The organism is Rhizobium sp. BK661, assembly GCF_024808825.1.
GTDB lineage: Bacteria > Pseudomonadota > Alphaproteobacteria > Rhizobiales > Rhizobiaceae > Rhizobium.
This window is the reverse complement of record NZ_JANTYT010000023.1, coordinates 47819-71732: the sequence shown is the minus strand read 5'-3', so window position 1 is coordinate 71732 and position 23914 is coordinate 47819. Positions and strand designations below refer to the sequence as shown.

At 57.7% G+C, this 23914-nt stretch carries 24 protein-coding genes and 1 pseudogene; 11 read left to right on the top strand and 14 right to left on the bottom strand.

Annotated features, from left to right (window positions below; translation table 11 throughout):
• Positions 1–354 precede the first annotated feature (354 nt).
• Positions 355–1527 (bottom strand): lysylphosphatidylglycerol synthase domain-containing protein, encoded by a 1173-nt coding sequence (locus FHX16_RS27480; protein ID WP_259131467.1) that lies wholly within the window; start codon positions 1525–1527, stop codon positions 355–357.
• Positions 1528–1993: 466 nt separating this feature from the next.
• Between FHX16_RS27480 and FHX16_RS27475 the strand changes: the two genes are divergently transcribed.
• The 5 genes from FHX16_RS27475 to FHX16_RS27455 all read left to right on the top strand — a co-directional run bounded on the left by FHX16_RS27475 (position 1994) and on the right by FHX16_RS27455 (position 3814).
• A complete protein-coding gene (locus FHX16_RS27475) occupies positions 1994–2146 on the top strand; it encodes an HWE histidine kinase domain-containing protein (RefSeq protein ID WP_259131465.1) in 153 nt (50 codons plus the stop codon).
• A 350-nt stretch (positions 2147–2496) separates the two neighbouring features.
• A complete protein-coding gene (locus tag FHX16_RS27470; protein ID WP_183758739.1) occupies positions 2497–2706 on the top strand; it encodes a cold-shock protein in 210 nt (69 codons plus the stop codon).
• Between the two features lie 123 nt (positions 2707–2829).
• The gene (locus FHX16_RS27465) at positions 2830–3033 is read left to right on the top strand and encodes a hypothetical protein (protein ID WP_183758737.1); all 204 of its coding nucleotides are present in this window, start codon (positions 2830–2832) and stop codon (positions 3031–3033) included.
• Positions 3034–3062: 29 nt separating this feature from the next.
• Complete coding sequence (locus FHX16_RS27460; protein ID WP_183865189.1) at positions 3063–3443, top strand: DUF6481 family protein; 381 nt, start codon at positions 3063–3065, stop codon at positions 3441–3443.
• A 95-nt stretch (positions 3444–3538) separates the two neighbouring features.
• On the top strand, positions 3539–3814 hold the full coding sequence (locus FHX16_RS27455) for a hypothetical protein (protein WP_183758734.1): 276 nt from the start codon (positions 3539–3541) through the stop codon (positions 3812–3814).
• A gap of 1680 nt (positions 3815–5494) precedes the next feature.
• Here the strand turns inward: FHX16_RS27455 and FHX16_RS27450 are convergent.
• The gene (locus FHX16_RS27450) at positions 5495–12229 is read right to left on the bottom strand and encodes a peroxidase family protein (RefSeq protein ID WP_259131460.1); all 6735 of its coding nucleotides are present in this window, start codon (positions 12227–12229) and stop codon (positions 5495–5497) included.
• A gap of 795 nt (positions 12230–13024) precedes the next feature.
• Here FHX16_RS27450 and FHX16_RS27445 point away from each other — a divergent pair.
• Complete coding sequence (locus tag FHX16_RS27445) at positions 13025–13372, top strand: hypothetical protein (protein ID WP_259131457.1); 348 nt, start codon at positions 13025–13027, stop codon at positions 13370–13372.
• Positions 13373–13844: 472 nt separating this feature from the next.
• Here FHX16_RS27445 and FHX16_RS27440 read toward each other — a convergent pair whose 3' ends face one another.
• Entirely contained in the window at positions 13845–14252 is a 408-nt protein-coding gene (locus FHX16_RS27440) for a hypothetical protein (protein ID WP_259131455.1), read from the bottom strand.
• Between the two features lie 130 nt (positions 14253–14382).
• Here FHX16_RS27440 and FHX16_RS27435 point away from each other — a divergent pair, with 130 nt between their 5' ends.
• Entirely contained in the window at positions 14383–14844 is a 462-nt protein-coding gene (locus tag FHX16_RS27435) for a helix-turn-helix domain-containing protein (RefSeq protein ID WP_259131453.1), read from the top strand.
• Positions 14845–15007: 163 nt separating this feature from the next.
• On the opposite strand, the gene FHX16_RS27430 is transcribed toward FHX16_RS27435, so the two are convergent.
• The 6 genes from FHX16_RS27430 to FHX16_RS27405 form a co-directional block, all read right to left on the bottom strand.
• A complete protein-coding gene (locus tag FHX16_RS27430) occupies positions 15008–15454 on the bottom strand; it encodes a helix-turn-helix domain-containing protein (RefSeq protein ID WP_259131451.1) in 447 nt (148 codons plus the stop codon).
• A 272-nt stretch (positions 15455–15726) separates the two neighbouring features.
• Entirely contained in the window at positions 15727–15930 is a 204-nt protein-coding gene (locus tag FHX16_RS27425) for a hypothetical protein (RefSeq protein ID WP_183758722.1), read from the bottom strand.
• A 13-nt stretch (positions 15931–15943) separates the two neighbouring features.
• On the bottom strand, positions 15944–16561 hold the full coding sequence (locus FHX16_RS27420; RefSeq protein ID WP_259131447.1) for an acyl-homoserine-lactone synthase: 618 nt from the start codon (positions 16559–16561) through the stop codon (positions 15944–15946).
• 74 nt (positions 16562–16635) lie between these two features.
• Entirely contained in the window at positions 16636–17364 is a 729-nt protein-coding gene (locus FHX16_RS27415) for a LuxR family transcriptional regulator (RefSeq protein WP_259131445.1), read from the bottom strand.
• 548 nt (positions 17365–17912) lie between these two features.
• Positions 17913–18182, bottom strand: coding sequence for a hypothetical protein (locus FHX16_RS27410; protein ID WP_259131442.1), 270 nt, complete (start codon positions 18180–18182; stop codon positions 17913–17915).
• Positions 18183–18238: 56 nt separating this feature from the next.
• Entirely contained in the window at positions 18239–18526 is a 288-nt protein-coding gene (locus tag FHX16_RS27405) for a BON domain-containing protein (protein ID WP_183864948.1), read from the bottom strand.
• 235 nt (positions 18527–18761) lie between these two features.
• Between FHX16_RS27405 and FHX16_RS27400 the strand changes: the two genes are divergently transcribed.
• Both FHX16_RS27400 and FHX16_RS27395 read left to right on the top strand, forming a co-directional pair.
• A complete protein-coding gene (locus FHX16_RS27400; RefSeq protein ID WP_259131440.1) occupies positions 18762–19049 on the top strand; it encodes a DUF1236 domain-containing protein in 288 nt (95 codons plus the stop codon).
• 802 nt (positions 19050–19851) lie between these two features.
• Positions 19852–20130, top strand: a complete 279-nt coding sequence (locus FHX16_RS27395; RefSeq protein ID WP_259131438.1) for a hypothetical protein — start codon at positions 19852–19854, stop codon at positions 20128–20130.
• A gap of 131 nt (positions 20131–20261) precedes the next feature.
• Here the strand turns inward: FHX16_RS27395 and FHX16_RS31700 are convergent, their stop codons facing one another.
• The 5 genes from FHX16_RS31700 to FHX16_RS27375 form a co-directional block, all read right to left on the bottom strand.
• Complete coding sequence (locus tag FHX16_RS31700; protein WP_210296803.1) at positions 20262–20564, bottom strand: metalloregulator ArsR/SmtB family transcription factor; 303 nt, start codon at positions 20562–20564, stop codon at positions 20262–20264.
• A 307-nt stretch (positions 20565–20871) separates the two neighbouring features.
• Complete coding sequence (locus FHX16_RS27390) at positions 20872–21879, bottom strand: YsnF/AvaK domain-containing protein (protein ID WP_259131436.1); 1008 nt, start codon at positions 21877–21879, stop codon at positions 20872–20874.
• Positions 21872–22267, bottom strand: coding sequence for a YsnF/AvaK domain-containing protein (locus FHX16_RS27385; protein WP_259131434.1), 396 nt, complete (start codon positions 22265–22267; stop codon positions 21872–21874). Before FHX16_RS27385 ends, FHX16_RS27390 begins: the two co-directional genes overlap by 8 nt.
• Positions 22268–22554: 287 nt before the next feature.
• A complete protein-coding gene (locus FHX16_RS27380) occupies positions 22555–22842 on the bottom strand; it encodes a hypothetical protein (protein WP_183864963.1) in 288 nt (95 codons plus the stop codon).
• Positions 22843–22990: 148 nt separating this feature from the next.
• Positions 22991–23215 (bottom strand): hypothetical protein, encoded by a 225-nt coding sequence (locus FHX16_RS27375; protein ID WP_259131432.1) that lies wholly within the window; start codon positions 23213–23215, stop codon positions 22991–22993.
• 138 nt (positions 23216–23353) lie between these two features.
• Between FHX16_RS27375 and FHX16_RS27370 the strand changes: the two genes are divergently transcribed.
• Positions 23354–23536, top strand: coding sequence for a DUF3606 domain-containing protein (locus tag FHX16_RS27370; RefSeq protein WP_183759196.1), 183 nt, complete (start codon positions 23354–23356; stop codon positions 23534–23536).
• A gap of 64 nt (positions 23537–23600) precedes the next feature.
• A pseudogene (locus tag FHX16_RS27365) lies at positions 23601–23833 on the top strand (hypothetical protein).
• Positions 23834–23914: the final 81 nt, after the last annotated feature.

Genomic DNA, 23914 nt, shown 5'->3' with positions numbered 1-23914 from the left:
CGAACCTTCATTGTCAGCGCCGTGAACTTGGAAGACGTGTTTGGCTAAATCCAACCCGATTGTGCTAGCTTGGTTCATGGAACGGTCCCTCCTTTGTGGCGTTCAAGCAACGACCACGTTTTTAGCACTAGATGCTGTCGGAGCGGGCCGTTCCACCTCATCACATCCGGTCGCCGCTTTCAGCGGCCGCACCACTATCCCGCATTCGACGGGCACGGGCTCAGGTCATCACGGGCGGTTCCTGGGGAGCAGCGCATGGCCGCTATCGCGGCCTACGCGATTGCCGAAGCGTGGCTTCCTCATGTCGGCTGACCTTCATGGGTTGCGACGATGCAAAGCTTTACCCTAATGGCTTCACCTCTTGCGCCGCAGTTCGAAAACGGAAATGGCGCCCAGCGAAAAAACGAATGGCAGAACAAAATAGAAAAGCCTGAAGACCAGCAAGGCTGCCAGAACGTCTGCTTCGGGAAGCTCTGGCAAGCCGGTGATGAAACCTAATTCGAATACGCCGAGCCCACCAGGCGAGTGCGAGGCGATGGCCGCAGCGAAGGAAAACACGAAGACACCCGCGACGATGGAAAGTCCAGGATTTGAAGTCGTAGGCAGCGCCAGGTATATGATCAGGGTAGCTGCGATGATTTCCGCGGACGACACGACGATCTGTCCTGCGGCAATGGGAAACGAAGGATAATTGATAACCGTTAAGCGGACCCCGAGGGACGTCTTTGGTAGCAGGGAAATCAGCAGGAATAGCGCGACGAACCCAAGCAGGATAATTCCGGCCCCGCTGCTAACCTCAATTGGCAACCTACCGAGAAAACGATCAACGATCGATGGCTGCGCGACAAGTAAGGTACCCATGACGGTTACAACTCCGAGCGCGAAAGTGAACGCGCAGAAAGCGACGAGGGCCGCGATCTCTCTTCCTGTCAAGCCCTTCGATGAATAGGCGCGATACCTTATGACCGCGCCTGAGAAGACCGAGGCACCAACCACGTGAGCGAAGGCGTATGTCGCGGCAGCGCAGGCATGTGCGAATAGCGGACTGACTTTGCGATCAAGATAGGTCAGGGCGAGTCTGTCGTAGAAGCCCAGCAGAGCGTAGGCGACGAGCGCGGAGAGTCCGCTACCGATCCAGGTCCCCGTCGGTAGCAAGGCGAGCTTGGTGCCAATCTCGGCAAATGACAAACTCCGTAGTTCACGTGAAAGTAGCCAGACGCTGATCACCAAAGCAGCAATGCCTACGATTTTCCAAAGGTAATCCGCCAGGGATTGCCGATTCCCACCGGGTAGATTGTCCTCTGGTTGGTCAGGAGCTCGATCGGTCATGATCAGCAACCTCAAAACGCAACGATCGCGTCCTGCACATCGGTGGACACGGGGAATGTGCAGCGTCTCGCGCAGCCGGACGGCAGGCTGCTGGATAGTGCAAGAGCGCAATTGACAATGCTTCCACCATGGCGAGATCTCCTTCGCGCGCACAAACGCGCGGAAAAGGTTTCGGTTCACTTTGTGAATCGAAAGCATCCTCGTCGCAGGATCGAGACTTCGTAGCCGGGGCAGGGACTCGAACCCCGCATCACAGCTCGAGAGCTGGAAGCAACCTCGGATGTGGAGAGCGCCGCGGTCCGATTACGCCTAGGCCCGAATAAACCAAGAATGCGGAGTCCGTAGCGGATCGACAGCTGCATTGCCCTGAAACTCACGCAAACCTTTGAATGAAGAATGGCGTCGCTTTTGATCTGAGGTCGAGGCCCGATACTCAACTTAGGCTGCCAAGCGTAGGCTGGACTTACAAAAAGTACAATTCGGCTAGTCAGGGCATCGGGGAAACCAACGCAGCCCTCTAGAAAGTGACGCCAAGCCCGGCTGCACGAGGCAAGGGCAACGAGGGCGATACCGCGATCAAAACAATGATTGGCATTTTCCTGGATGTCACCGGGCGCAAGCTGGCGGAGGAAGGTCATGAGCTGCTCGCGAAATGAGCCATCGCATGCAAAACCTGCTTGGTCTGGTTTCCGGCCTCACCCAGATCACGTCGCGGTCAACCGACACCAAGGAAGAGATGATAAGGCAGCTGACGCAGCGCATGACGACTCTTGGTCGCGCCCATGAACTGGTCCGTCTCTTTCGGACGGCAGGGTAGCGCGGCCTTGCTCGGTGATTTGTTTACCTTGCTTCTGGCGCCGCGAAATGCTCGGTATTTTGGATGACCTGGGGATCGATGGTTTGCCGCAATTTTATCGATGTTTACGACCACCTCCGGCTCGCATGCCGATCAACCTATGGATGTTATTCGTAGTTTTTAAAAACTAAACGTTGACGCAGTTTACGCGATCTCGTATACGTAGCCCATCGATCTTTTGCTTGCCGAGCTTTGTTCACCGCGCGATTGGCACCGCGCTTTAAGCGAACTTCCGTTTCAAAAATAGTCGGTTCACACCCGCGCGGCATCGGCTTCGCGGTTTTTCACTCTATGCTTTGAAAGGGTTCATCATGACCACCGGCACAGTTAAATGGTTCAATTCCACCAAAGGCTTCGGCTTCATCCAACCCGACAACGGCGGCGCTGACGCGTTCGTTCACATCTCTGCTGTCGAGCGTGCAGGAATGCGCGAACTCGTCGAAGGCCAAAAGGTCGGCTTCGAGCTCGAGCGCGACATGAAGTCAGGCAAGATGTCTGCTACAAATCTGCAGTCCGCATAATCGATATCTGCTTCCCTTTGACCACGGATGTACTGGCATCGCTGGAAGTACGTTATCAGTTTGAGGCCAGGCGGTTCGCCTGGCCTTTTCCTTTTCGGGCCATCTCGAAACATCGGGGAATCCATGACAGAGACATATAGTAAATCTCGCCAACAGGCCGAGATCGGGTTCGGCAAGATAAAGGCCGAATTCTTCTCCAAGAATAGCGTGCGGGAAGAGCTTCAGTCGGCCGAGCAGGCGCGAGAGGAAAAAACGTTGCGGCTTCGTGAGGCCCGACTTGCGAAAGAGCAAGCCGAGCTCGTTGCCAAATGCGCCAAGGCGTACTGAACCGCCATTGCCACGATGAGGATACCTATTTGAGATACTCCAGAAACAATGAACTTGCTGACCGACGCTCTGCTGCCGCCGACGCAAAGGCAGCTCTTCTGAATGCTTACCGAACTGCTATAACCGAGCCCGATCCTTCCCGCCTTGCCAGGCAAGCCGAGCGCGTCACGCTTGCTGAAGCGCGCGATGCGCGCCGCGCTGAACGGGATCGTCTGAAGCTTGAAGAGCGCACGCGACGCGAGGCCGAAGCGGCTGAAGAGCAAGCGGCCACAGAGGCTGCAGCGGCGGCTGAGACGGAGGCACGCAAGACCGCCGAGAACGAACGGATCGCGAGGGTTGTCGAAGACGAGGCCGCTCGAAAGGCCGAGCGCGATCGCCGCTATGCGAACCGCAAGGCGAGGCAAGCTTAAATCCCTGGGAGGTGATCACCCGTGGGGCTTGCATTTTCAACCCAAAGGATTCCGGCAACCTTGTCGAAATAACTCATGCCCCAAGGAGCATTTCCATGCCACCGGATACACACGAGCTGCAGGCGATCAATACGGCCTGGCAAATTGCGATCCAGGAAATCCTGCGCATGGTCATACGCGACATGTACCATGGGAGCGGGGAAGAAGCATTCAATACGCACATTAAGCGAATTGAAGAAGCAGCCGTTGATAGTATCCACACGGACTTGAGGCTTCGCGGCACGGACGAATGGACTGAGACGCTGGTCAAAGAACGGGCCAGCAACTTCGTTACGACACTTCTGACGTCCTTTACCTACGACCGAGCCTGATCAGGTTCGTCTGAGGCATCAACAAACCCCATCTCCAGGAGAATCCACGAGCGTTCCTCAAACCGACAACTGTCCGTAATCACGACAGGGTATGGAGTCGGTGGATGATCGCCACGAAACTATACGGCTTTTGAAAAAATTCGAAAGAAGCTGGTAGGTTGCCGTCCTCGAGTATCAGCCTGTCTGAAGGAAAGATGGTGCCGCCCTGCGGGAAACGATCCGCGACCATATGAGCATGGTCGATACCTGAAAGCTTGCCTGGCATCTGGAGGTGGACCGGAGATGAATTGTCTGGTCCGTGATGACCTCCATAACATCCTCTGCCATTCCCGCCTCCAGCACCTGAAAACCTGCATCCTCAAGCTCTTCGATGAGCGTGAGCCGAATGAGCGGTTCGTCTTCGACCACGAGAACAGTACGCAGGTTTACGTCCGTTTATGCTTGCGCTCGCTAACATCTCTGGGCGGATTGGGTCCTTATGAATTGTGGGACGTTTGAACTGCCGCGTCGGGTGCGATCGGGCATTCGATCTACACGATGCGACGCTGGGCCGCTGAGGACCCGGTCATCGCTGCCACCACGGATATCGAGATTTCGTCGATCTAGCTGTGCCCCTATCAGATCTTCGATAGGGGAACGCGCCAGCCAAGACGATAGCCGCCGCACAGGACCGGCTGCCTGACGCGTGATAATGTCACATGCCGAAAGTTTTGCGTCGGACTGCGCTGATCTCCAACAAGTCGACTTGAGCTTAGGCTGGCTTTCCAAGCCGTCCTTGCAAGTTCAAACTCGAAAACACCGCATGGGACGCATTACCGGGCTTCAATCGATGGTTTGTGCGTCGTCCGTTTGATGAGAAGAAAGCCCTATCCTCGTTGAACCGTTGGATTCCGTAAGGTGCCGTGGTTCCAGGAGCTAACGGCCGGTTCCAGAAAGCCTCATTCCCCGAGGCGGGTCTCTTCCTTGATCACCGCGCCCTTACTGAGCCGCACAGTTGCTCGGGCTTTCCTGCGAGCCGAGGGCGAAAATTCTGTGTCGTGGCGAACGCTCTACTGCGAGGAGCCCGCGTCTCGGTGTCGAAACGCGGGCCAGCCGACGGAGGGGTATTGCCGGCGCTGTCAGCTGTTGCTGAAGCTGACACGAGTTGTACGGAGGTAGCGACGTTTGGATCAAAAAGACTTTCGCAGACGGTGACCCGCTTCTTGCTTTCCAATATTTTGTGGGCTCCAAAACACTGCTTCGGATTTTTCTCTCATCGTCGAAGGCGTACGGCTGAGCCGCAGTGCTGTTTTGTAGAGGCCAATTTTCAAGGGGCCGCCAGTGCGACGCCAAGGAGACCGTAACTTGAGCAGGGACTGCATAGCAGGCCCATTGCAATCTGGCGTCGCCCAACACATGCAATAAGACTGCCTTTGAGAACCCCGAAGCGACCACTAGCAGGAGCAGCGATTCGTGACGGCGTCGCGCCAGAAACGGACGAGCACGAAACATACTGGCGCTGCGTAGCTCGGTCGTGGTCGCCAAGAATCTGAGGATCGCCACAGTCCCTAACGATAGGACAGGATGCCGTGCAATCCGGTGATCTTGCATTGGGGCTCGCACGTCTTCTTCGTCACCGCATCCCCCCAAAACAGATAATCCCCGACCGGGAAGCCCGGTCGGGGAGGCGCGCTCGACCCCTCAAGAGACGCCGTTGAAGTCGCTGGCCGTCAGGTTGTGGTTGCCCTTCAGCATCAGCGTGAAGTCGGCATCGGTGTTGCTGTCGACATTGCCGTGGATCACCGTGAACTCGTCGCCGTTCAACACTTCATGGGTCACCACCACCTGGCCGGCCGCCGTCAGCGCACCACCAGAGGCCAGCGAGAAGTGCTGCACCCCATCCATCCCGCTGTTGGCGTCGATCGCAGAGAAGTCGATCTTGTCGCCGGGCTGGAAGCCGTAGATCGTGTCGCCGTCGGCAGCCCCTGCCGACAGGAAGCGGAAGGTGTCGTTGCCGAGCCCGCCGTCCATGACGTTGACCGCGGCCGTTGCCGTGATCGTGTCGTGGCCGGAACCGGTGATGACGTTCTCGAAGCCGTAGACCACATCCGTCCCGGTGCTGCCGCCCGACACCTGGCCACGCTGCATGAAGCCGTTGCCAAGGTCGACCGTCAGGTTCGCCGTCGCCACCGCATAGTCCAGCGTGTCGTTGCCGTAGCCGCCCCAGTACTGGTCGTCGCCGTCACCGGCAGAGGCGATCACCGTGTCGTCGCCGTCACCAGCCCAGACCTGATCCTCGCCGGCCCCGCCCTCGATGAAGTCGTTGCCCGCTTCGCCATGGATCATGTCCTTGCCGGCATTGCCGAACAGCATGTCGTCGCCGGCCCCGCCATGCAGCTCGTCATCGCCGGCTCCACCAGTGACACTGTCGTTGCCGTCACCGGCCGTCACCACGTCGTCGCCGTCCTCGCCGCGCAGGATGTCATTGCCCGCATCGCCGGCAACGATATCCCCACCACCACCGGCAAGGATCGTATCGGCACCAGCCGCGCCAATCAGAACATCCCCAGCAACAGTTCCGATCAACGTCCGTGCCGCAACAGGAAGCGGATCCGTGCCGCCGTCACCCGAGCCATCGTCATCGCCGCCGCCCTGGTTCTGGCCATCATCGTCACCGCCGCCGTTGCCGCCACCGTCGCCACCACCGGTCTGGCCATCATCGCCCCCACCGGTCTGGCCATCGTCGCCACCGCCGGTCTGGCCACCATTGCCGCCATCATCGCCGCCCTGGTCCTGACCGTCGTCATCGCCACCATCCTGGCCATCGTCGCCGCCACCGCCATTCTGGCCGTCGTCGCCCCCTCCACCCTGGTTCTGGCCATCGTCGTTTCCGCCGTCATCGCCGCCTTGGTTCTGACCATCGCCACCGCCCGTCTGGCCGCCAATGCCTCCATCCGCACCGCCGCCACCGTTGGCCGGGGTAACTTCGAACGTGGGCGCGCCAGCGCTCGGGAAAGTGATCGAATGCGTGCCGTTCGACATGGTGGTCATGCCATTCGCTGTCGTCGACTGGTAGTCGGCGAGGGTCGATCCGGCTGCGAGTCGGATGATGTCCTGTGGGCGCAACGTTCCGACGATCGTGTCGTGACCGCCATTCGAGGTGAAGACGATGCGGTGTGCCGATGTCAGCGCACTGATGTCGACCGTATCGTCACCGGTCGAGCCGTTGATGTGAACCGTGTTGAGGTTCAGGCTCGTCCCAACGAAATTGCCGATCAATTGTACGGTATCGCCATTGGCGGTTCCGGGTGTCGGCGTCGTCGTCACCGTCGTCGTATTGATACGGATCTCCTCGACCTCGGTGAGTTCGGCGATTACGCTCGTCTGCGGGCCTCCAATGAGTGGTTGAACGGTACGTGTGATAATGATCTCCGCTGCGTTGGCAGCAGCAACGACACCGGCGGTCACCGCTGCATCGTGGGTATAGATCCGGAAGGTCTCGGTCGATGCCGCGCCGTTGATGACGAACGTATCGCCTACGGTTCCTTCCGTTCCGCCGTTGATGACATCGCGGCCGTCGGTCGCAATATCGAAGCCCAACAGGCTCGTGGCGCTCCAGCTAATCGTGTCGTCGCCAGCGCCGCCCGTTATGGTATCGTTGCCGGCACCACCGTTGAGGGCATCGTTGTCATTGCCACCGTCGAGCGTGTCCGCACCGGCGCCGCCATTCAGCGTGTCGTTGCCGTTGCCGCCGTTCAGCGTATCGTTGCCGCCGCTGCCGTTGAGGACATCGTTGCCATCATTGCCATTCAGGATGTCCGGACCTCCGCGACCGTTCAGCAGGTTTGGACCCGCAGTGCCGTTGAGCGTTTCAACCGCAACGTTGGCGTTGTTGCCGACCCGCGCCGTCATCACCGAAGTCACGGTCTCTGCCGTACCACCCTGATCGGTGTAGTCGACAGTGACGCGTACCAACTGTCCGGCCCGCGCAGCAGGAACGGTGAAGCTCTGCGTCGTCGCCAGCGTCGCAGACCATGTCAGGCCGTCGTCGGTCGACGCCTGCCACCGGAAGCTGAAAGCGCCAAGGCCGTTCGGGTCGGCAATGCCGGTGGTGTCGGCGGTCAGCACGTTCTCGGCGCCTGTAATCGTCGGCGCGCCGGTCGGCGGACGATTGACGATCAGGACATCGCGGTCGGTGAAGCGCAGCGTCTCGATGTTCCACAGCTTGTCGATGCCGTCATCGCCGTTTGTGACATCGGTGTCCGTGACCGTCCAGCTTCCGTCGAGATTGTGCTGCCAGGTATAGCCCGACGATGCGCCAAAGTAGATGGAGACGTCATTGGCGGTATTGTCGGTGTCGCCATCAAGGATTTCCCTGATCGCCTCGAGCTGGCCTGGGTTGAGCGTGCGGTCCAGCATTGCCTGCGACATTGTCTTTCCGCCCGCAATGAAGATTGGGCTGCCGTCCGGATTGAAAAGAAGATTTCCTGCTGCATCGACGGCATTGATCTTCATCGCCATGCCATCCGATGTGCCGATGACCGCGCCGGTGCCGTCCTTGTTGGCGTGGACCAGGATGCGAACGTTCAGCCAGGAATCACCATCGATGATGTCATTGCCGGCACGGCCAGTGATCCGGTCGCTGCCGCCGCCGCCGAGAATGATGTTTGCGCCGGTGCTGGTGTTGAGGCGAATGCCCGGATGGGTAACGCCGAACTCGTCGACATCGCCATCATCGATGCCGTTCAGCAGAGCAGAAAGGCCGCGAATGCGATCGACCCCTTCTTGGGTCAGCGCGCTGTCGAAGATCGTGCCACCTATGATTTCCGCCCCACCGGCCCCGACGGCACCGAGAGGCTCGTCGCTGCCCCAGAGCTGGTCATCGAACTTCCAGCCGGAAAGACCTTCGGTGGAGTCGAAGCGGTCGCGAAGCGTCAGGTCTTGCTGGATGTCGAAACCATTGATCGCGGGGATGCCGTTCGCCGCAATCCCGAGCGCCAGATCGGAGTGAGCGGGATTGGGATCGAACTTGTGGACACCCCAGTCGAAGCCCAGCATACCATTGTTGCGCTGGATGCCGGGACCTTCGAACATGATGTCGTCGCCGGATTCACCGTCGTAGTCGGTATCGTTGTTCTGGCCGTTCAGGATGTCGTGGCCGATGATCGTCGAGTTGAAGAACAACTGCGAATTCTCGCCCGAAAGCGTGTCGAAACCATCGCCGCCTTCGATCCAGTCATCGCCTTCGTTGCCCATCAGACCTTCGTTGCCGATGCCACCGAGAACGAAGTCGTTGTCGCGACCGGCAAACACCTCGCTGCCGTCGGTGCCAGCCAGGATGAAATCCTGACCCTCGCCTCCGAATATCGTGTTGAGGCCGGCCCCTGCGCTGACAACGTCATTACCGGCGTCGCCGCGCAGGAAGTTGTCGCCGAAGGGGTCGACAATGATGTCGTCGCCGTCACCACCAAAGACCTGGTCGGATTCCGTCTGCGCGTTCAGGTAGTCGTCGCCGCCGTCACCCCAAAGTGTGTCGATGCCGCGGTCGCCGATCAGCGTGTCGTTGCCTTCCGTGCCACCGAGGACGACGTGCTCGCCGCCGCTGAAGCGCAGATAGCCACCGTCACCTTGCCCGTCGCCATCCACGTCTGCCCCGGGATTGATGCGCGTAACCTTGGGGTCGATCGCCTGAAGGATGTCACTGTCCTGCATCGGGTCGGCAGAACCTCCCGCCTGGAAGATCGCGTGCCCAGACGGATCCAGAACAAGATTGGTTATCTGCTTGATCGTTGGATCGAGTTCGAGAATGAGGTCCGGGGTATCGAACAATGTGCCCGGCAGGTGCGAAGAATGCGTGTCGCCGAGATCGGTGTTGCGCATGACGAGCGCCGCGAAGGTATTGGGCTCCAGTTCGTTCAGCAGGTTCAGACCCTGCAGACGGCTGAGGTAGTAAAGCCGGTCGCCATTCTGCAGCTTCTCCATCTGGTTTTCGAAGACATAGTTGAAGGTCGAGCCAAGCATGCCGCCGAACTCGGTTTTGCGCTCGGCCAAGCCACCGATCCAGAGATCGACGAGGTTGAGACCAGACTCCACGCCTGCCCATGCACCGGTACTGTTGAGGAAGGCGATGCGATCGGCAATGTTGGCACCGACGACGGTTCGATCGTCGGCGGTCGTGGTTGGATCGCCCTGAATGGTTTCGGTCGAGCCAAGCACCAGCGCCATTGCGACGGCCCGCTTGCCTTCCAGGGTCGTCTCTGCAAGCAGAAGCGGATGCGTGCCGTATGCAGCGATGAAGTTGACGATCGACAGCGGGTTCTTGAGATTCTGGGCATAGGCCAACCAGTTGTCGTAAGGCTTGAGATCGACGTTGCCGCTGTCGTGATAGAAGCCTGCACGGGCCACATTGAATGCCGGTACCCCCGTATCCCGGCCGCGGGCAAGGTTCAGCGCGGCAAGATCAAGCGGCAAGCCGAGTAGCCGATTGCGCAGGGTATCGACAACAAACTCGTCGATCTCGTTGCCTGCCTGGCGTGTCATGCCGCGAATGATCGCACCGCTGGCTTCAAAGGCCGTGATGCCGCTGGCTTCGAACGCCTGCGGGTTAAGGAACCCGTCGAAGAGCGCGATGTCATCGGCATTCATATTGATATCGAGCCGATCGATTGTGTCGGTCAGCATCGAGTGGCCGAAGCGATAGACGACGTGCGCGAACTCGGCGACGATTGCAGGATTGATATCCGGGGTGTTGGTGAAGACGAATGGATTGACCGCCGGCTGGACCTTACGGGCGAACTCCTCGAAGACGAGGTGCTGGTACTCCATCTCTGTGACGAATTTCGCCGATTGGAAAAGGCGTTCGCCATCCCAGACGAGTGATGCGGCGCTTGCGGGTGTTGGCAGGCTCGAGATTTGATGGTTTTTGTCGAGCCACTGGTTGATGAAGGCGAGGTCGCCGGATGCGAGGATCGTCTGCTTGTTGGCATCGACAAGCCGATTGTGCTCGGAGTGGAAGATATTGTGAACGGCAGTCAGGCCGATGTTCTCGTTGCCGCGGCCGTCACCGGTCACGAAGTGCGCGTCGAGCATCTCGTTGTCGTATGTCAGCGGATCATTGTCGTCGACGGTCAGGCTGTCGAGGTCAGCCGTCTGTCGGACCGGCGGGGTCGCAGGGTTGTGATCGGCATCAACGAAGACTGGTTCTGCGTGGTGAGCGATGTCGTTCAGGAACGCGTGACCAGTACGCAGTGCGGTCGGCGGTATGACAAGCCCTGCCGCGGTGCCCTCCAGAAGCCAGTTTGTCGGGTGCGTCGCATCTGGCGGCATCACCAATTGGGCAAACCCGTTCGGCCCGCGGACGAACTCACCGTAGGGGTCGGTTGCAAGCAGCGGCACGTTAAGGACGTCGTAGTCATCGAGAATGAGGCCAAGCATGGCTTTCGCCTGAGCCTTGGTATCCGCCCAGGTGGCAATGCCACCATGCGCACCGTCCAGGAGTTTCCCTGTCGAGACAGCGTGCGAGTCGAGAGTTCCGTCGCCGTCCGAGTCAACCGAGAAGGCATACTGGCGCAGGAAAACCTGGTGCGATGGATGGGAGGTGTATGTCTGGTTCTGATCCACCCAAGGTGTCGTGGTGTTAATCGTTTCGTGATGCGTGTCGTCGGCCGTGCCCATGATGCCGTCGGCGCCGGGGCCATCGACCTGGGTGCTGCGGGTGAGCGCCATGAAGTTGGGCGCACCGGGCGTTGGGTCATAAAGCGGATCGTCCGGCTGCAGCGGCACGAAAACGGTACCGTTGCTACCCTTTGTGATCAGGTCGAGGCCATGGTCGAAGAACTGGCCGAAGAAGGTCATCCAGCCGTTGAACTGCGGCGAGAGCCCAACGTCCGGCGACTGGTTTGGAATGTTGGACAGGTCTGCATTCGTCAACTCGACATCGTTGGGATTAACCGCCTCGCCGGGTGCGACCGGGTTCATTCCGGGGTGGGCCTCTTCCCAGGCAGCGACTGACAACGGGTTGGCAAACCAGGCAGCGATTGCCGCCGGGTTCGTTACCGTCATGTCGACGATCAGGTTGCTGATCGTGCGCGGATCGGCGTCGACGACGCTTCCGGTCGAACCATAGTCGGTGTTGGTCAATACCGGCGCAGGGGGTGGCCCGAGCGGCAGGCTGTCTCCATCCTGATCATTGAGGAAATTCGGATCCAGCAAACGCGGCAGTATCTGGTCGGCAGCGCCGACGAACTGGCCACCCGGCAACAGGTTGTTGTTGCTGCCATCGACATGGCGCAGACCCCACGGAAGGATTGCCGCATTCGGCCCGATGATCGATTGAAGGCTCTCCCCGCCAACTTCGCGCTCGGCGATGATGATCTGCTTCAGGATATAAGCGAGGTCGTCCTGGTTGACGGTGAAATTCGGGTTCTGCGTAGCCATGTCGTTACCTCCCGAAGAAAAACGCCGCCCCGTCGGAAGGGACACCTGTCCTTTCCGCTGCACATGGGCTGGCATAGTTGACTGTCGGAAGTTGTACTCGTCTTGTAGAACTGTTCCAGAGAACAAGGTCTGAGGATTAATACGACCAATAGGACGCTTACTTTTCGCTACCTAAGTCGCAAGGCGTTTCGACGGAAGTCTGGAACGCTGTCGGACTAAAGTCCATGAGCTGGAATATCGCCCATTTACCTGAAAATATTGCGATTTTATCGCCGGTTTCGTCACCGCGTTCAGTTTTTTGTCAGCTTGGTCTGATCTACTGGGCGATCTCGCAATGCCGCTTGGCGGGGCAAGCTGCGCACGAAGACAACATGGGTCACGTCCTTAGCTAGATCACCAGTTTGTGGAGACAGTATTTATATTCGTCGTCTCCTTCACGCTTTCGCTCCTGGCTTAACACAGGAGCGGGAAGAGGCTGCGGCCCATCCCCAAAGTGGCCGCAGCCTCACGTGCTGCATTTTCTTCTCAGTGGACGTGAGGGGCCTTTGGACAGCCAACGGTCTCCAGCAAGCGTTCACATGGAAGGTAACGGCATCAGGTCAATCTCTGGGCTGGTTCGCCAGGCCTACAATGTAGGTTGTCGTCTTTTCGAATGGCTGCGATGCTGACATGAGAGGGTGAAGCAGCAGGCAGGCTTTCGGCCCCTCAAGAAAGCGCGTCTAAATATATTGCCATGCCATTGATCCCTCCTTGGCATCGCAATTAGGGCCAAGGCGGGCGGACTGGGATGATCTTATGCGTAAGTTGATGATCGTTACGTTTTGCTGCCTATCCAGCGGTGCTCAGGGGGCAGACCAGGCGACTGTGAAAGATGTAGTCGGGTGGGCCAGGGATGGCAACCAGGAGTTTGTGGCGCTTCTTACGGGGGTCGGTCGCGGCGTCGAGGGGGCGAACATGACAATAGGTTTCAAGCAGCGGGAGCTGACGCTCTATTGTCAGCCAAATATTGCGATCACCGGAGATCAGTACCTTCGGATTATCGGAACTCACATTGAACGGCACCCGGAGCGCGGCAATCTTGAACCGGCCCTGATCGGCATTGTAATGACGATGGCCCTGATCGAAGCCTTTCCGTGCAAATAAGCCGCGTAAATGCAACGTGCCTTGTTCATCGGCGAGTTTTGGTGCAACCCGGTCCATACGAGCGCTGCCTTCGGTGCGCAGGCTGGGTCGTCGGTCTTCGAACCGGGCCCTGCGCGGAACTCCTCGAACGGAGGCTCTCTTCAGTTGCGCGCGATATCATTTTTTGAAGGCCAGTAAAAAAAGAACCCCGCGAGCTTGCGGGGTCTGGAGGTGAACATCGAAATGCGCCCAAAGGCCAGAGCGCAGGTGGAGAATAGCTAACGCGCTCCAAGACTTCAAATCTTAGTTTGCCACGCTCGGCCAATCATGGTCGGGCGCGACCAGAAGCCGCACTTTCAGCAAGGCAAGGGGTCTCCTATCTCCAAAGCATGAGCAAAAAGTACTTCATTGCTGTTGCCGGGTTTGTCGGACTTGCCTGCGTGTTGCTTGTGACAATTTCCATGCTCGGCCATACGGTGGCAATGCCGCCCGTCTAGTCGTCTTCTGAGGTCGACTTGCTCTCGTCGAGGCCGTTACACGATCCATTTGAAGCAAGCACTTGATCATCCGGAAGATCAGGGGATGAAGCGCGGCTGTCGGATTCAAGCCGTCTGGTTTCAGCCGCTATCTCGGCCAAAGACTGTTCATCGAAGCTAAGCTCTGCTGCCAGGACATGGGCAAGCAAATGCAGGAGTTTTCTGACAGCGAGCGGAGCGGTGGGGGCTTGCCAGCTGATCAATTCTTTCCTTGTCGTCTGTTCATCTGCGAGGGCAGCCGGAAAGGAAAGCAGGGCCCCGTCGCATCGGGACAAGCGCTTTTTGGAGTCGATCACCTGAATTGTCGATCGCGCATGTGCCATAACGCGTCGGACCATCTCGGTCTCCATGTTTTCGTCTTCCATGACTGTCTCCCTGAAGCAAAGAACGGCCCCAAGCGCGGTGCGAAAGGAGCGTCCGGCTGACGTTACTTAAAACGGGATAGCCAACGACGTTGCCGATGGTATAAATCAGCGCGTGAACGTGGATGGATGCATGACGACAAGGACTGACGTGTACATTGCCGAAACGGGACTTGAGGCGACAACTGATGCCAAGGTCGAACGCCCCGTGTACCGGCGCCCTGGCTTTAAGGGCATCCCAAGTTCAAAGGAAATGGACGAAAGCATTGCCAAATCGTTGCGGGCATTCCGCATCGAAAAGGACCTATCGAGGGCGGAGCTGGCGCTCCTTCTCGGATCAATCGAAGCGGTCTACGGCAGGTACGAACGGGCCATCACCAAGCTCCATGCAACGCAGGTTCTGCATCTTTGCGAAGTGCTCGAAATTTTTCCCGACGATTTATTGTACGACGCGGCTCCGCATCTTTGGGGGCGAACCAAAGAGGAAGCTGACGAGCGCCGTCGCATCACGAAGATGATACAGTCCCTCCCTCCCGACACTTTGCGAACGGTGGCCACAATCCTCGACTCGATTTTTGCCCTGCAGCAGAAGTAGCCGAATTTCAGCTTTCACGTCGTAAGGGGGGTCGGACGAGCGAGTAGCGGTGCGGTTCGCCGCCTATAGCAGGGCGCGTCAGAAACTGGCTGCCGATCGGTCCACCTTCCGCTTTCGGGGGATAGACTGATCGGGCACGGAGCCATTCGAACGAAAACCGGCATCAGGGCTCGTTCGAAAAGGTGGCAAGCAGCGAGATGAACTTCGGTCGCATCTTTTTCGGTATCGTCATGAAGGCGTCGACAAGCCGCTGTCCCTCTTCGGTCGCGACGAAGTCTTCCCGCAACGCCGCTTTTCTTTCCAGTTCGGCGCAGTCTATCCTGATTGGTCTGCTGAGGGTCTCGAAGAAGTAGGCGACGGGAACATCCAGGACCTGGGCCAGGGAGTAAAGTGCCGAGGAGCTGACACGGTTTGAACCTCGCTCATATTTTTGGATTTGCTGGAAGGAGACGCCGACAGCGGCACCGAGCGCCGTTTGTGAAATGCGCAATTGCTGCCGGCGCTTCTTGATTCTTTTGCCGACCTCAACGTCAACGAGATGAAGCCCGTCGGTGATCGTTAACGATGCCGGATCTTTGAAGGTGGAACTGGTCGAGACATTCTGCTGCATGAAAACGCTCCCGCTGGCCAGCATGATGCTGGCTTGAGAAGCCGGGGAGTTGGAAATGCTGTTGGTACCAGCCCTCATGGATTTTAGCGCAAGCGCCTCTTGTATATTCCACGAGCTCCCCGACTCACTAGATCGCGAAGATTACGCTTTCTGCGTTTTACCAAATGAGGATTCCACGCCTCAAGGCGATAACCGCCTAGGTTGCAGACTAGCAAGATATTTCACGTTTGCAAAGAACTTTAAGACAGCGTCTTAACATTTCCGAACTCAAGCTAATGCTCCACCGGATCCTTCTCAGCCGCCAGCATGACCATCCTCAGCAGATAGCGAAGGAAGAGCATGTCTTCGTTTCCAGGATAGGTCTGGCAAATTTCCTCCGTCAGGCCCAAAAGCTTGGCGGCATCCGTGCGGACTGTCGCGAAGGCCAGGCGGCGCGCAGTCGGAGCATCGATGAGCGGTTTATCGCGCCGAGCCACAAGACACCCCCGTCTATCCGCTGTGCACCAGACCGCTCCGGTTTCTTGTCCTCAAGCAAAGGACTTCTCCGGCGATGCCGTAGTCTTTGTAGTGACGTGAGAGAAGGTCGTCGGGAATGATCGAGTAGGCAACCTCTACCCGATGTCCCTGTAGCGTGACGTCGGCAAGCACCTGAACAGGATAGCCTCGTTGGCGCATCATCATGACGAGAGGGGGGTAGGTCAGAAAAAGAATTGCCTTCGCCCCCATACGAACGAGGCATTCAAGGACGCCCGTCATCAAGAGATCGGAGGCAGCTATTCCGTTGATGAAGGGAGCATTGAGTGCGGTGGCGCACCTGCTCCACTCGAATATATCAGGCCCGGAAGGAAGGCTCCCGGGTGCCAGCTGACTGTAATCTCGGGCAAAGTGAGGTGCCGTTGTTGGAAGGAGGCGCGAATAGCCGATCACTTCCTTCTTGTGCACGAGCACAGCGTGCACAATATCCGGCCTGTCGTACTGGTCCCTCTCTCGCTGGTCTCGACGCCGCAGTTCGTTCCATTCCATCTGTTCAACGAAACGGCGGTGCCGGAACGACCACACCTTTTCCATCAGCAATGGATCGTCATCTTCATAGAGGATGGTGAGCATGTTTGAACCCCGCGTGCATATTTTGAGCATGCAACCGGAGACTCCGAAAATCTATCCGTAAAATGTCGTATTTTTTAACGCTGCAAACCGCGGCGAAAGGATTCCGCGATCAACTGTGCCCGGTTGGATACCCCGAGCTTCTGCTGCAGGTTTCGGATGTGTTGCTGAACGGTGCGCTGCGAGCGATAGGTAATGCTGCCAATTTCCCTGTCGGTCTTGCCTGCTGCGCAAAGGGTCAGGCACTCACTCTCGCTTCGGGTGATCTGCAGATCATCTCGCAGACAAGGCTCCGGAGGGGTGTTGAGATCCATGATACGCCGGTGGGTAGTCTCCGCGACAAACTGTAGAAGGGCCACTTCCGGTGCCGCCACCGGGACACGCCTTCCCGCGACCGAGAAAAGGCCAGCGAGCCCGGAGCGAGAATGAAGCGGAATGGTCAGGCCATCGAGCATCCCGAAGTCACGGGCTTCATCCATAATACGCTTCGGGCGCCCTGAAAGATGGCCGGCCCGCACCGACTGGGACCAGACAGACGGCCGTGCTGTTGCTCGGACGAGGCTGACGACGGGATCGGCGTGAAAATAATTGTTCTGAAGATAACGGTTGAGCCAGCCGTCGGGCCAACGCTGCCAGACGAGAGAGTCCAGTCGCTCATGGGCTAGTGGAAGAAAAGCCATTGCGAAATAATCGATCCCAAGCTGATGGCTCACCTTCTCCATCGTGCCAAAGATTTGCTGCAGGTCAGCCGGCTCTTCGCAACCGACCAGGAACTCATACAATACATCGGAGACTAACGCGCTCATCGGGGTCCTCCAACAAGGGCAGCATATCCGCCAGGCTGCACTTCATCAGGATGCATCCTCTGTTTGTATTGTCACAAAATCTTCACGTTGAAAAGCGGCTGGTCCGCTCAGGGCATCGAGTACGGCCGTGCAAGGTATCAGTTTCCTGCGCAACGAAGGCGGAGGCATGCCGAACCTCGTGGGGCTGCCTTTGGACCGGCGATCGCGAATGGCGCTGCGCAAGCATGTCTTCGCGACAGTCCGTACGTTTTCAAGGCAACTGCGATACCATTCGAGGGTACCTTGCCAATGGGACTAATCCGGGTTTGGTGCGAAAAGCTCCGTCAGAATGAGCCCTCGAAGCACCATGCATGCAGTGTTCAAGTGACACCAGATCGACGTCTGCGCGCCCACAGATAAGCTCATCGAGCGCACTGGAAACCAGTTCTTTGACGTTCGAGGATGCATGCGAGGGGTATTTTCTTGGTTGGACGATCGCAAGCGTGGCGACTGGTCTCGGGTACCGCTAAAAAACGGTTTTTGTCGAGGTCGCTTTAAATGTGCGGTGATCACTCACGCCGTTCACCTGCGAAAGTCAGGGGATCGAGCCAAGTCGCCCAGGCGACCGACATTCCGACAGACCAAACGGCCGTCGAGAGGCCGATGATTGTCATAAGATCGCTGAACGCCTTCTCGGTGTCTGTTGAGGCAATTGTCAGCTCGGCCTCCAGGTCGGCATCATCGGCTTGCTGTGCCGGCTTTGCGTGGCCATCTTGGGACTGTTTTACTTGTGGTCCAGCGCTTCCGACGACAACGAGAGGCGGGGTTTTATCGGACATGCTTGATTCCTTGATTGTGCTCGACAGCTGAACGAATGACCGGAAAAGGCATCGCATCAATGAGCTCGGCCTTCCGGCAACGATAGTTCCAGCACCAGTGAGGTGAACGCCACCTCTTCGACGTCTCGCAGTCTGTCATGTACGTTCTCGGGGCCGGCAATCATCGCTGCGATGGCAGTCGCCTTTACGCGATGGCCGTAATCCGAGACATAGCCCTGGAGAAAAACGTTTCGACCGACCATACTTACCGCGATGGACGAGGCTTCCAGCTCTGGTTCCGCAGACATGGCCGTCCGTACACGAGCGAGCTGATCGTGGGCGAGGAATTCCAGTTCGACGTTCATGGCAAGCTCCTTGTGATGCCAAGAGAACGGCGCAAAGCTGATTTGGTTCACAGGGCGGGACTTAGGTCCTAGATGCGGACGATCCCAATCATTCGGCTGCGCGAATGAGGGCCGCTCGGGCATTGCGACTAAAGTCCTGCGGACCCCGGACTGAGGTCCGTGGTCTGGAACATTACTCGGTTCATGAATGTTTGCACCGCCGGCGGAATAGTCCGCTCAAAAGGAGGAAAACATCATGAAGCTTCGAACAGTAGGTATCGCAACCGCGGTCGTCATGGCATCGGGCGTAGCGTTCGCACAATCGGCGACGGCACCCGAGAAGGTGATCACCTTTGTGCAGAAGGCTCCGGCCCCCAAGGAACGCATTGTGGTCAAGGAGAAGGTCGTCGTCGGCCAGCCGCTTCCCGACACCGTCGTCGTGACGCCTATCCCTGACGAGACAGGCTACGCCTACGCTATCGTCAACGACGAGCGCGTGATCGTGGAACCCTCCACCCGCAAGGTGATCCAGGTCATCCAGTAACAACCAACCGTCGAACTTGGGGGGGCGCTCACCATCATTCGAAGCGCTGGACTATTCCGAAAGGTTGGCCGATGCAGGTCTGAAGCCGTACCAGGCCGCCGAACGCGGGGCCTGGGAAGAGGCTGGCATCAAGGGAAGATCAACGAGAAGGTTTTCGGGCATTACGCTTATGCGAAGTTTCTCAAGGGTAGCGAGAGCGTTACCCAGTCGTCGGCGTCTATCTGCTCGAGGTTAGACGCGAGCGCCCGCGGTTTCCCGAACGAGGCGAGCGGGAACGGACGTGGCGGCACCCGAGAGAGGCGGCGGTCCTGGTGAAAGAGCCGGAACTGGAGAGCTTGATCACCAGGGTGGGGCGAAAGGCGAGAGCATAGGTTTCCGTCCAAGCTCGCCGGTTCGATGCCAAGGCTAGGCCTTTTTGGGGTGTCGAACAAAAGACCGTCGACGAAGCTCGCAACGTCCAGAGGCTTTTGATGAAAGGGGACGTCAGCGTATTCGGTTGGAATGACCTGCCGATCGGCCGATCGCCTTGACCTTCGCGGCGACACGACCAGCGTTGTGGACATAGTGACCTGGACCTTGTGGGATGATTGGCGTTTGCAAAAATTACGGCTTCGATTGCAACGATTGTGACGCTTAGGACCTTGGTCCGTTGGCAGGTATGGTTCATCGACCTACAATTGCCCTTAATCCGAGCGTTCGGATACGGGCGCTGGCGGCGGCGACGACGTGCTGAACTGTCGGTGCTCCAATGCTGGCTGCCGGAACGTGAGACTGGCAAAAGGCCTGATAATCGGGGCGTGCGTTGAGTAAGTCTTTTGACGAAATGACGGTCATCGAGAGACAAGAGGCGTTTGGCCGTCTGATTTGTCTCCTTCACAGGATGCGCCAAGATGCGGCAGATCAAGGAAGCGAACACCTGGTCAGGGCGTTGGACGAAATGCTCCACGCGGTTCGCAGTGCGTTGCCGTTGCTCCTAGAGGGTGATGGAAATCTAGCTGCGGATGTGATGAAGCAGGCAATTAAGCTCATATTCGCCAACGCAAAGGTCGATAGCTCCGCCACCAATAGTACCCTTCACTGAATTTTCCACCTGATGTTATTGGGCGCAGGCTTTCACCAACGCCAACAACTGCGACCTAACTTTTCTCTGCGATTTGACAGGCCTTGGCAGTCTGCCTTGTCCCGAGCACGAAGGGCCGCGAAATCGAAAACTCAATAGACGCCCGGGTGACCCTGCAGGAGTCGTAGGAGGGGCTCTATCCTCGGATCGACTACCTCATAGTATGCCAAGCGCCCAACCTTTCGACGAGACAGGACATTCGCAGTTCGAAGCTGAGCCAAATGCTGGGAGACCATCGCCTGCGGGATGCCAAGAGTTTCCTGGATATCACCAACGGTCCTCGCTCCATCCAACAGACACACCAAGATCAAGACTCGTGTCGGATGCGCTATCAGTTTGAGTAGATGTGTTATCTCTCTCGCGGTTTGAGTTGAAGTTCGACCAAGATCATTCATTGCTGCGGCTCGAAATTCCAGATTTTATGTACGGTCCCTCGCAGATAAGATCATTCGCTAGAAATCAATAGTGTAATGATTATTTTTGCCATAACGAATCGGGGCTTTGTTCAGATTCATTTTGTGGCATCGGCTGATACTTGTGCTCTGGGCGGTAAGCGCCCCAAGCGATTGCGAGTGATGGTCAGGTAATTTTGGGTCGTAGCACTTCCGATGGCGGAGACAATAGCGATGTCTGAAAGTGTCCCTTAGACGTGAAAAGAGAAGCCCGGCGCTTGGGCCGGGCTCTCGTGCACGCTTCGTCGCGTCAGTCCTGACGGAACGAGTTGTTCTGTCCGGTCTGAGACTGTCCAACACTATTCTGGGACTGTGATTGACGGCTGCGTCCGTCATCGATCTCGACTTCCGTCTTGCGTACGGTGTCATCGATCGTCTTTGTCTGCTCGGACGCGGTCTTGCGAATGCCGATCTCCTCGACCACGCGAGCTTCCTTCTGCACGACAGCTTCTTCGTGATGTTCCTCGGCGGAAATTGTCCGGTCCCGGAAGGCGTCGTCAGCGTCACTCACCGGACGATCAACGATTCGGCGCTCGATCTCGACGTTTTCCTCATGGAGGCGGACGTCTTCCTGCACAGGCTCCTCGACCGTATAGGCTCGAACACGAACGGAACCGTGGTTCACGTCACGCTTGCCGACGCGAAGATTTTCCTCAACGACTGGAATGCTCTGGTCGCGGTCACCGGCATCAAAGGCATCCTCACGGGATGCGTTCGCTTGTGGCACGACGCGGTCGAGATCGTCATTGAACTTTCGCTGTTCAGAAAGGCCGGAGCCCGCACTAGTCCGGCGTTCATTGGCTGCGTTCCGGTCGTAGGTGGAAGTGCCATAGGCTTCGCTTGATCGAGCCTGCCAGCCTTCGCTACGCCATTGGTCAGCTCTCTCGTCGATGTCGATCGAACCCTCGTCATCAAGAATATCGTGGGCCGTTTCGTAGTTTGCATCGTCTACGTGAACCGAAACCAGAAATCCGCCGCGGCGAAGGCCTTCGGCATAAGTAGCGCGATCTTCATCTGGAAAGAACCAGTCCTCAAGTTTTGCCCAGAAGCCGGATCGGTCGTCGCTTGCCACGTTTGCGCGGTCGTTATCGCTTTCGTATCCGGAAAGGAAACGAATGGAATCGTCACCAATTCCAGCGTCTTTCAGGCGCGAAATAGCGTCCTCCGCTTCCGACCGTGTGTCGAAGAATGCCGACAGTGTGCTGTAGGAAGAGCCCGGTACGGATGCAGGGGCGTTCTCGTTGTACAGGTTAGCCACGATATTTCTCCTTGGTGTGCTTGTCTTTCGATGTGCGCTCGACCGTCGCTTGCTGCTTCCGCAGGTCAGCCTCTACGCGTTGGGATTGGAAGGCGGTCGTGCGACGGAGGTGAATTTCCTCGACGAGGAACAGCCGCTTGACGATGCGTTCCTCGAAGACCGGGACTATGGTGGTGTCGCCTTCCGTCCGGACTTCGGGAAGGTCGTCCACGAAACGATCGATCCGGACGCGCTCGACCTCTACGTCGTCTCGGGGAAGATCGAGTAGCAGGTCCTCGTGAACCTTGCATGTCCTCGTCCGAACCTCGACGCTACCGTCAATGATGAGCTCCTTGTCGACCGAGAGCTTCTCCTCGATGACCTGCAGGTTGCGTTTGTTTCCGTGCATCTGTTCACCTTCCGGGAGCCAAACGAAGACGATTCAGGATGGTTCCGTATTTGATCACCGAGGTTCAGGATGGTCTTTGATCGTACATTCGGTGCTGAATTATATGTTCAGACGATGGAGACTATTGAGCAGCACACGCCGGTCGGTACGGCAACGGCCACAACTTGTTCTTGGCCGCATGTGAACTCGTTCTCGGGGGATCATCGCCAAGCGGAAGCAACTTTTCGGAATGAGGTGGGAAAACGCAGGCAGAGGATCTCTGAAGCCCGAACGGCGGCGGCGAGAAGCTATGAGAAGCCGCCGCAGAGTATCTCGTTAGGCCGACGCAGCAGTCTCCTGAACGTGCCAAGCGACGGTAAGAGTTGCCTACGCAAAAGCCGAGGCGGCGTCCCCGCCGAAAAAGCATGCGAGCCGTAATGGCGGGTGTCGATCAGCGGCTGGTCGTCGTCGAAATTGCCGTTGCTGGCCGCGTTGTAAGAATTCAGGCTCCGTCCGCCGCCGCGCGTTCCGAGCGCCGTGGCGACCTCACCGAACTTTATGAAGCCCTTCCACTGCGCGCGATGCCCTGTTGCCATGACGCCTACTCCGAATCACTTCGTCGCGAATCAAAGACGTCTCAGGGTGATTCGTTCCGACACGAAACGAATCATTTTTCAATAACTTACGGAATCGCGTTCAGAGATTGATTCCGCATGAGACCCTGTCTCGACGATTGAGCAGGGGCTACGCCATCCGCTTCACACGGAGCCTCCAGCCATGAGGCGAGGTATGAACGGCCACGCCGTCGTCGTCTTCATCCATCTGGAGGGTGGCGACGATCCAGTCCGGCGGCGTGACCCCAGGCAGTTCCTCGGTACGCAGGACTTCGATCAATACATCGACGGCATCAAGACCACCGCGTGGTTCCCGCCCGTCGCGCTCCAGAGTCCAGAGGTGCTGCATGGTCATCCTGATTCCGTTCGTTTGGCCCTGCATAGCGGATTCGGCTGTCGCTTCAAGCGCAGCACGAAGTGCTTCACCCTTTCCAAGGAACAACTGGAATCGTCCCGAGTTTCTTCCCTGGAAATCCGATAAAGGAGAAACTGTATGGCAAAGACACAGACACCAAGAGGCCGCGCGCAGGATCGTGCGCGCGTCGCTGGCGGCCAGGATCATGAGGTGACATACGAAGCGAAGAAGGAAGGTGTTTCCAAGGATACCGTCAAGAAAGCGGTCAAAAGTGCTGGCAATTCCCGGAAGAAAGTTGAAGCCGAAATCGGGCGTCGCTGATCCTTTTCAGCAGTTCTCGGATCACCCTTTTCTATCGGAGCAGGCTGGCTTTCCGGGGGAGCTCATGACAAAGGCCAGGACCGACCACCGGATCATGTCACAGGCTGTCCGGGAATAGTATCGATATTATAAGGTCGATGGGACGATCAGGCATCGTCGTTTCTCTGCGATGCAGCTATCGATCTTTACGACCACGGCTGCCGATCGGTTGAGGATATGGCGACGACGTTGATCGAGACCTACGTCGGGTTGGCTGATACTCGCGTCAACGCATCGTCTTCCGTCTCCGTGCACTGACGCGTCCGCCGGTATACAATCAGGAAACGCTGGAACTTCTGAACCCACGGGAAGTTTGAGGCCGGGAAGCACACGTACTCT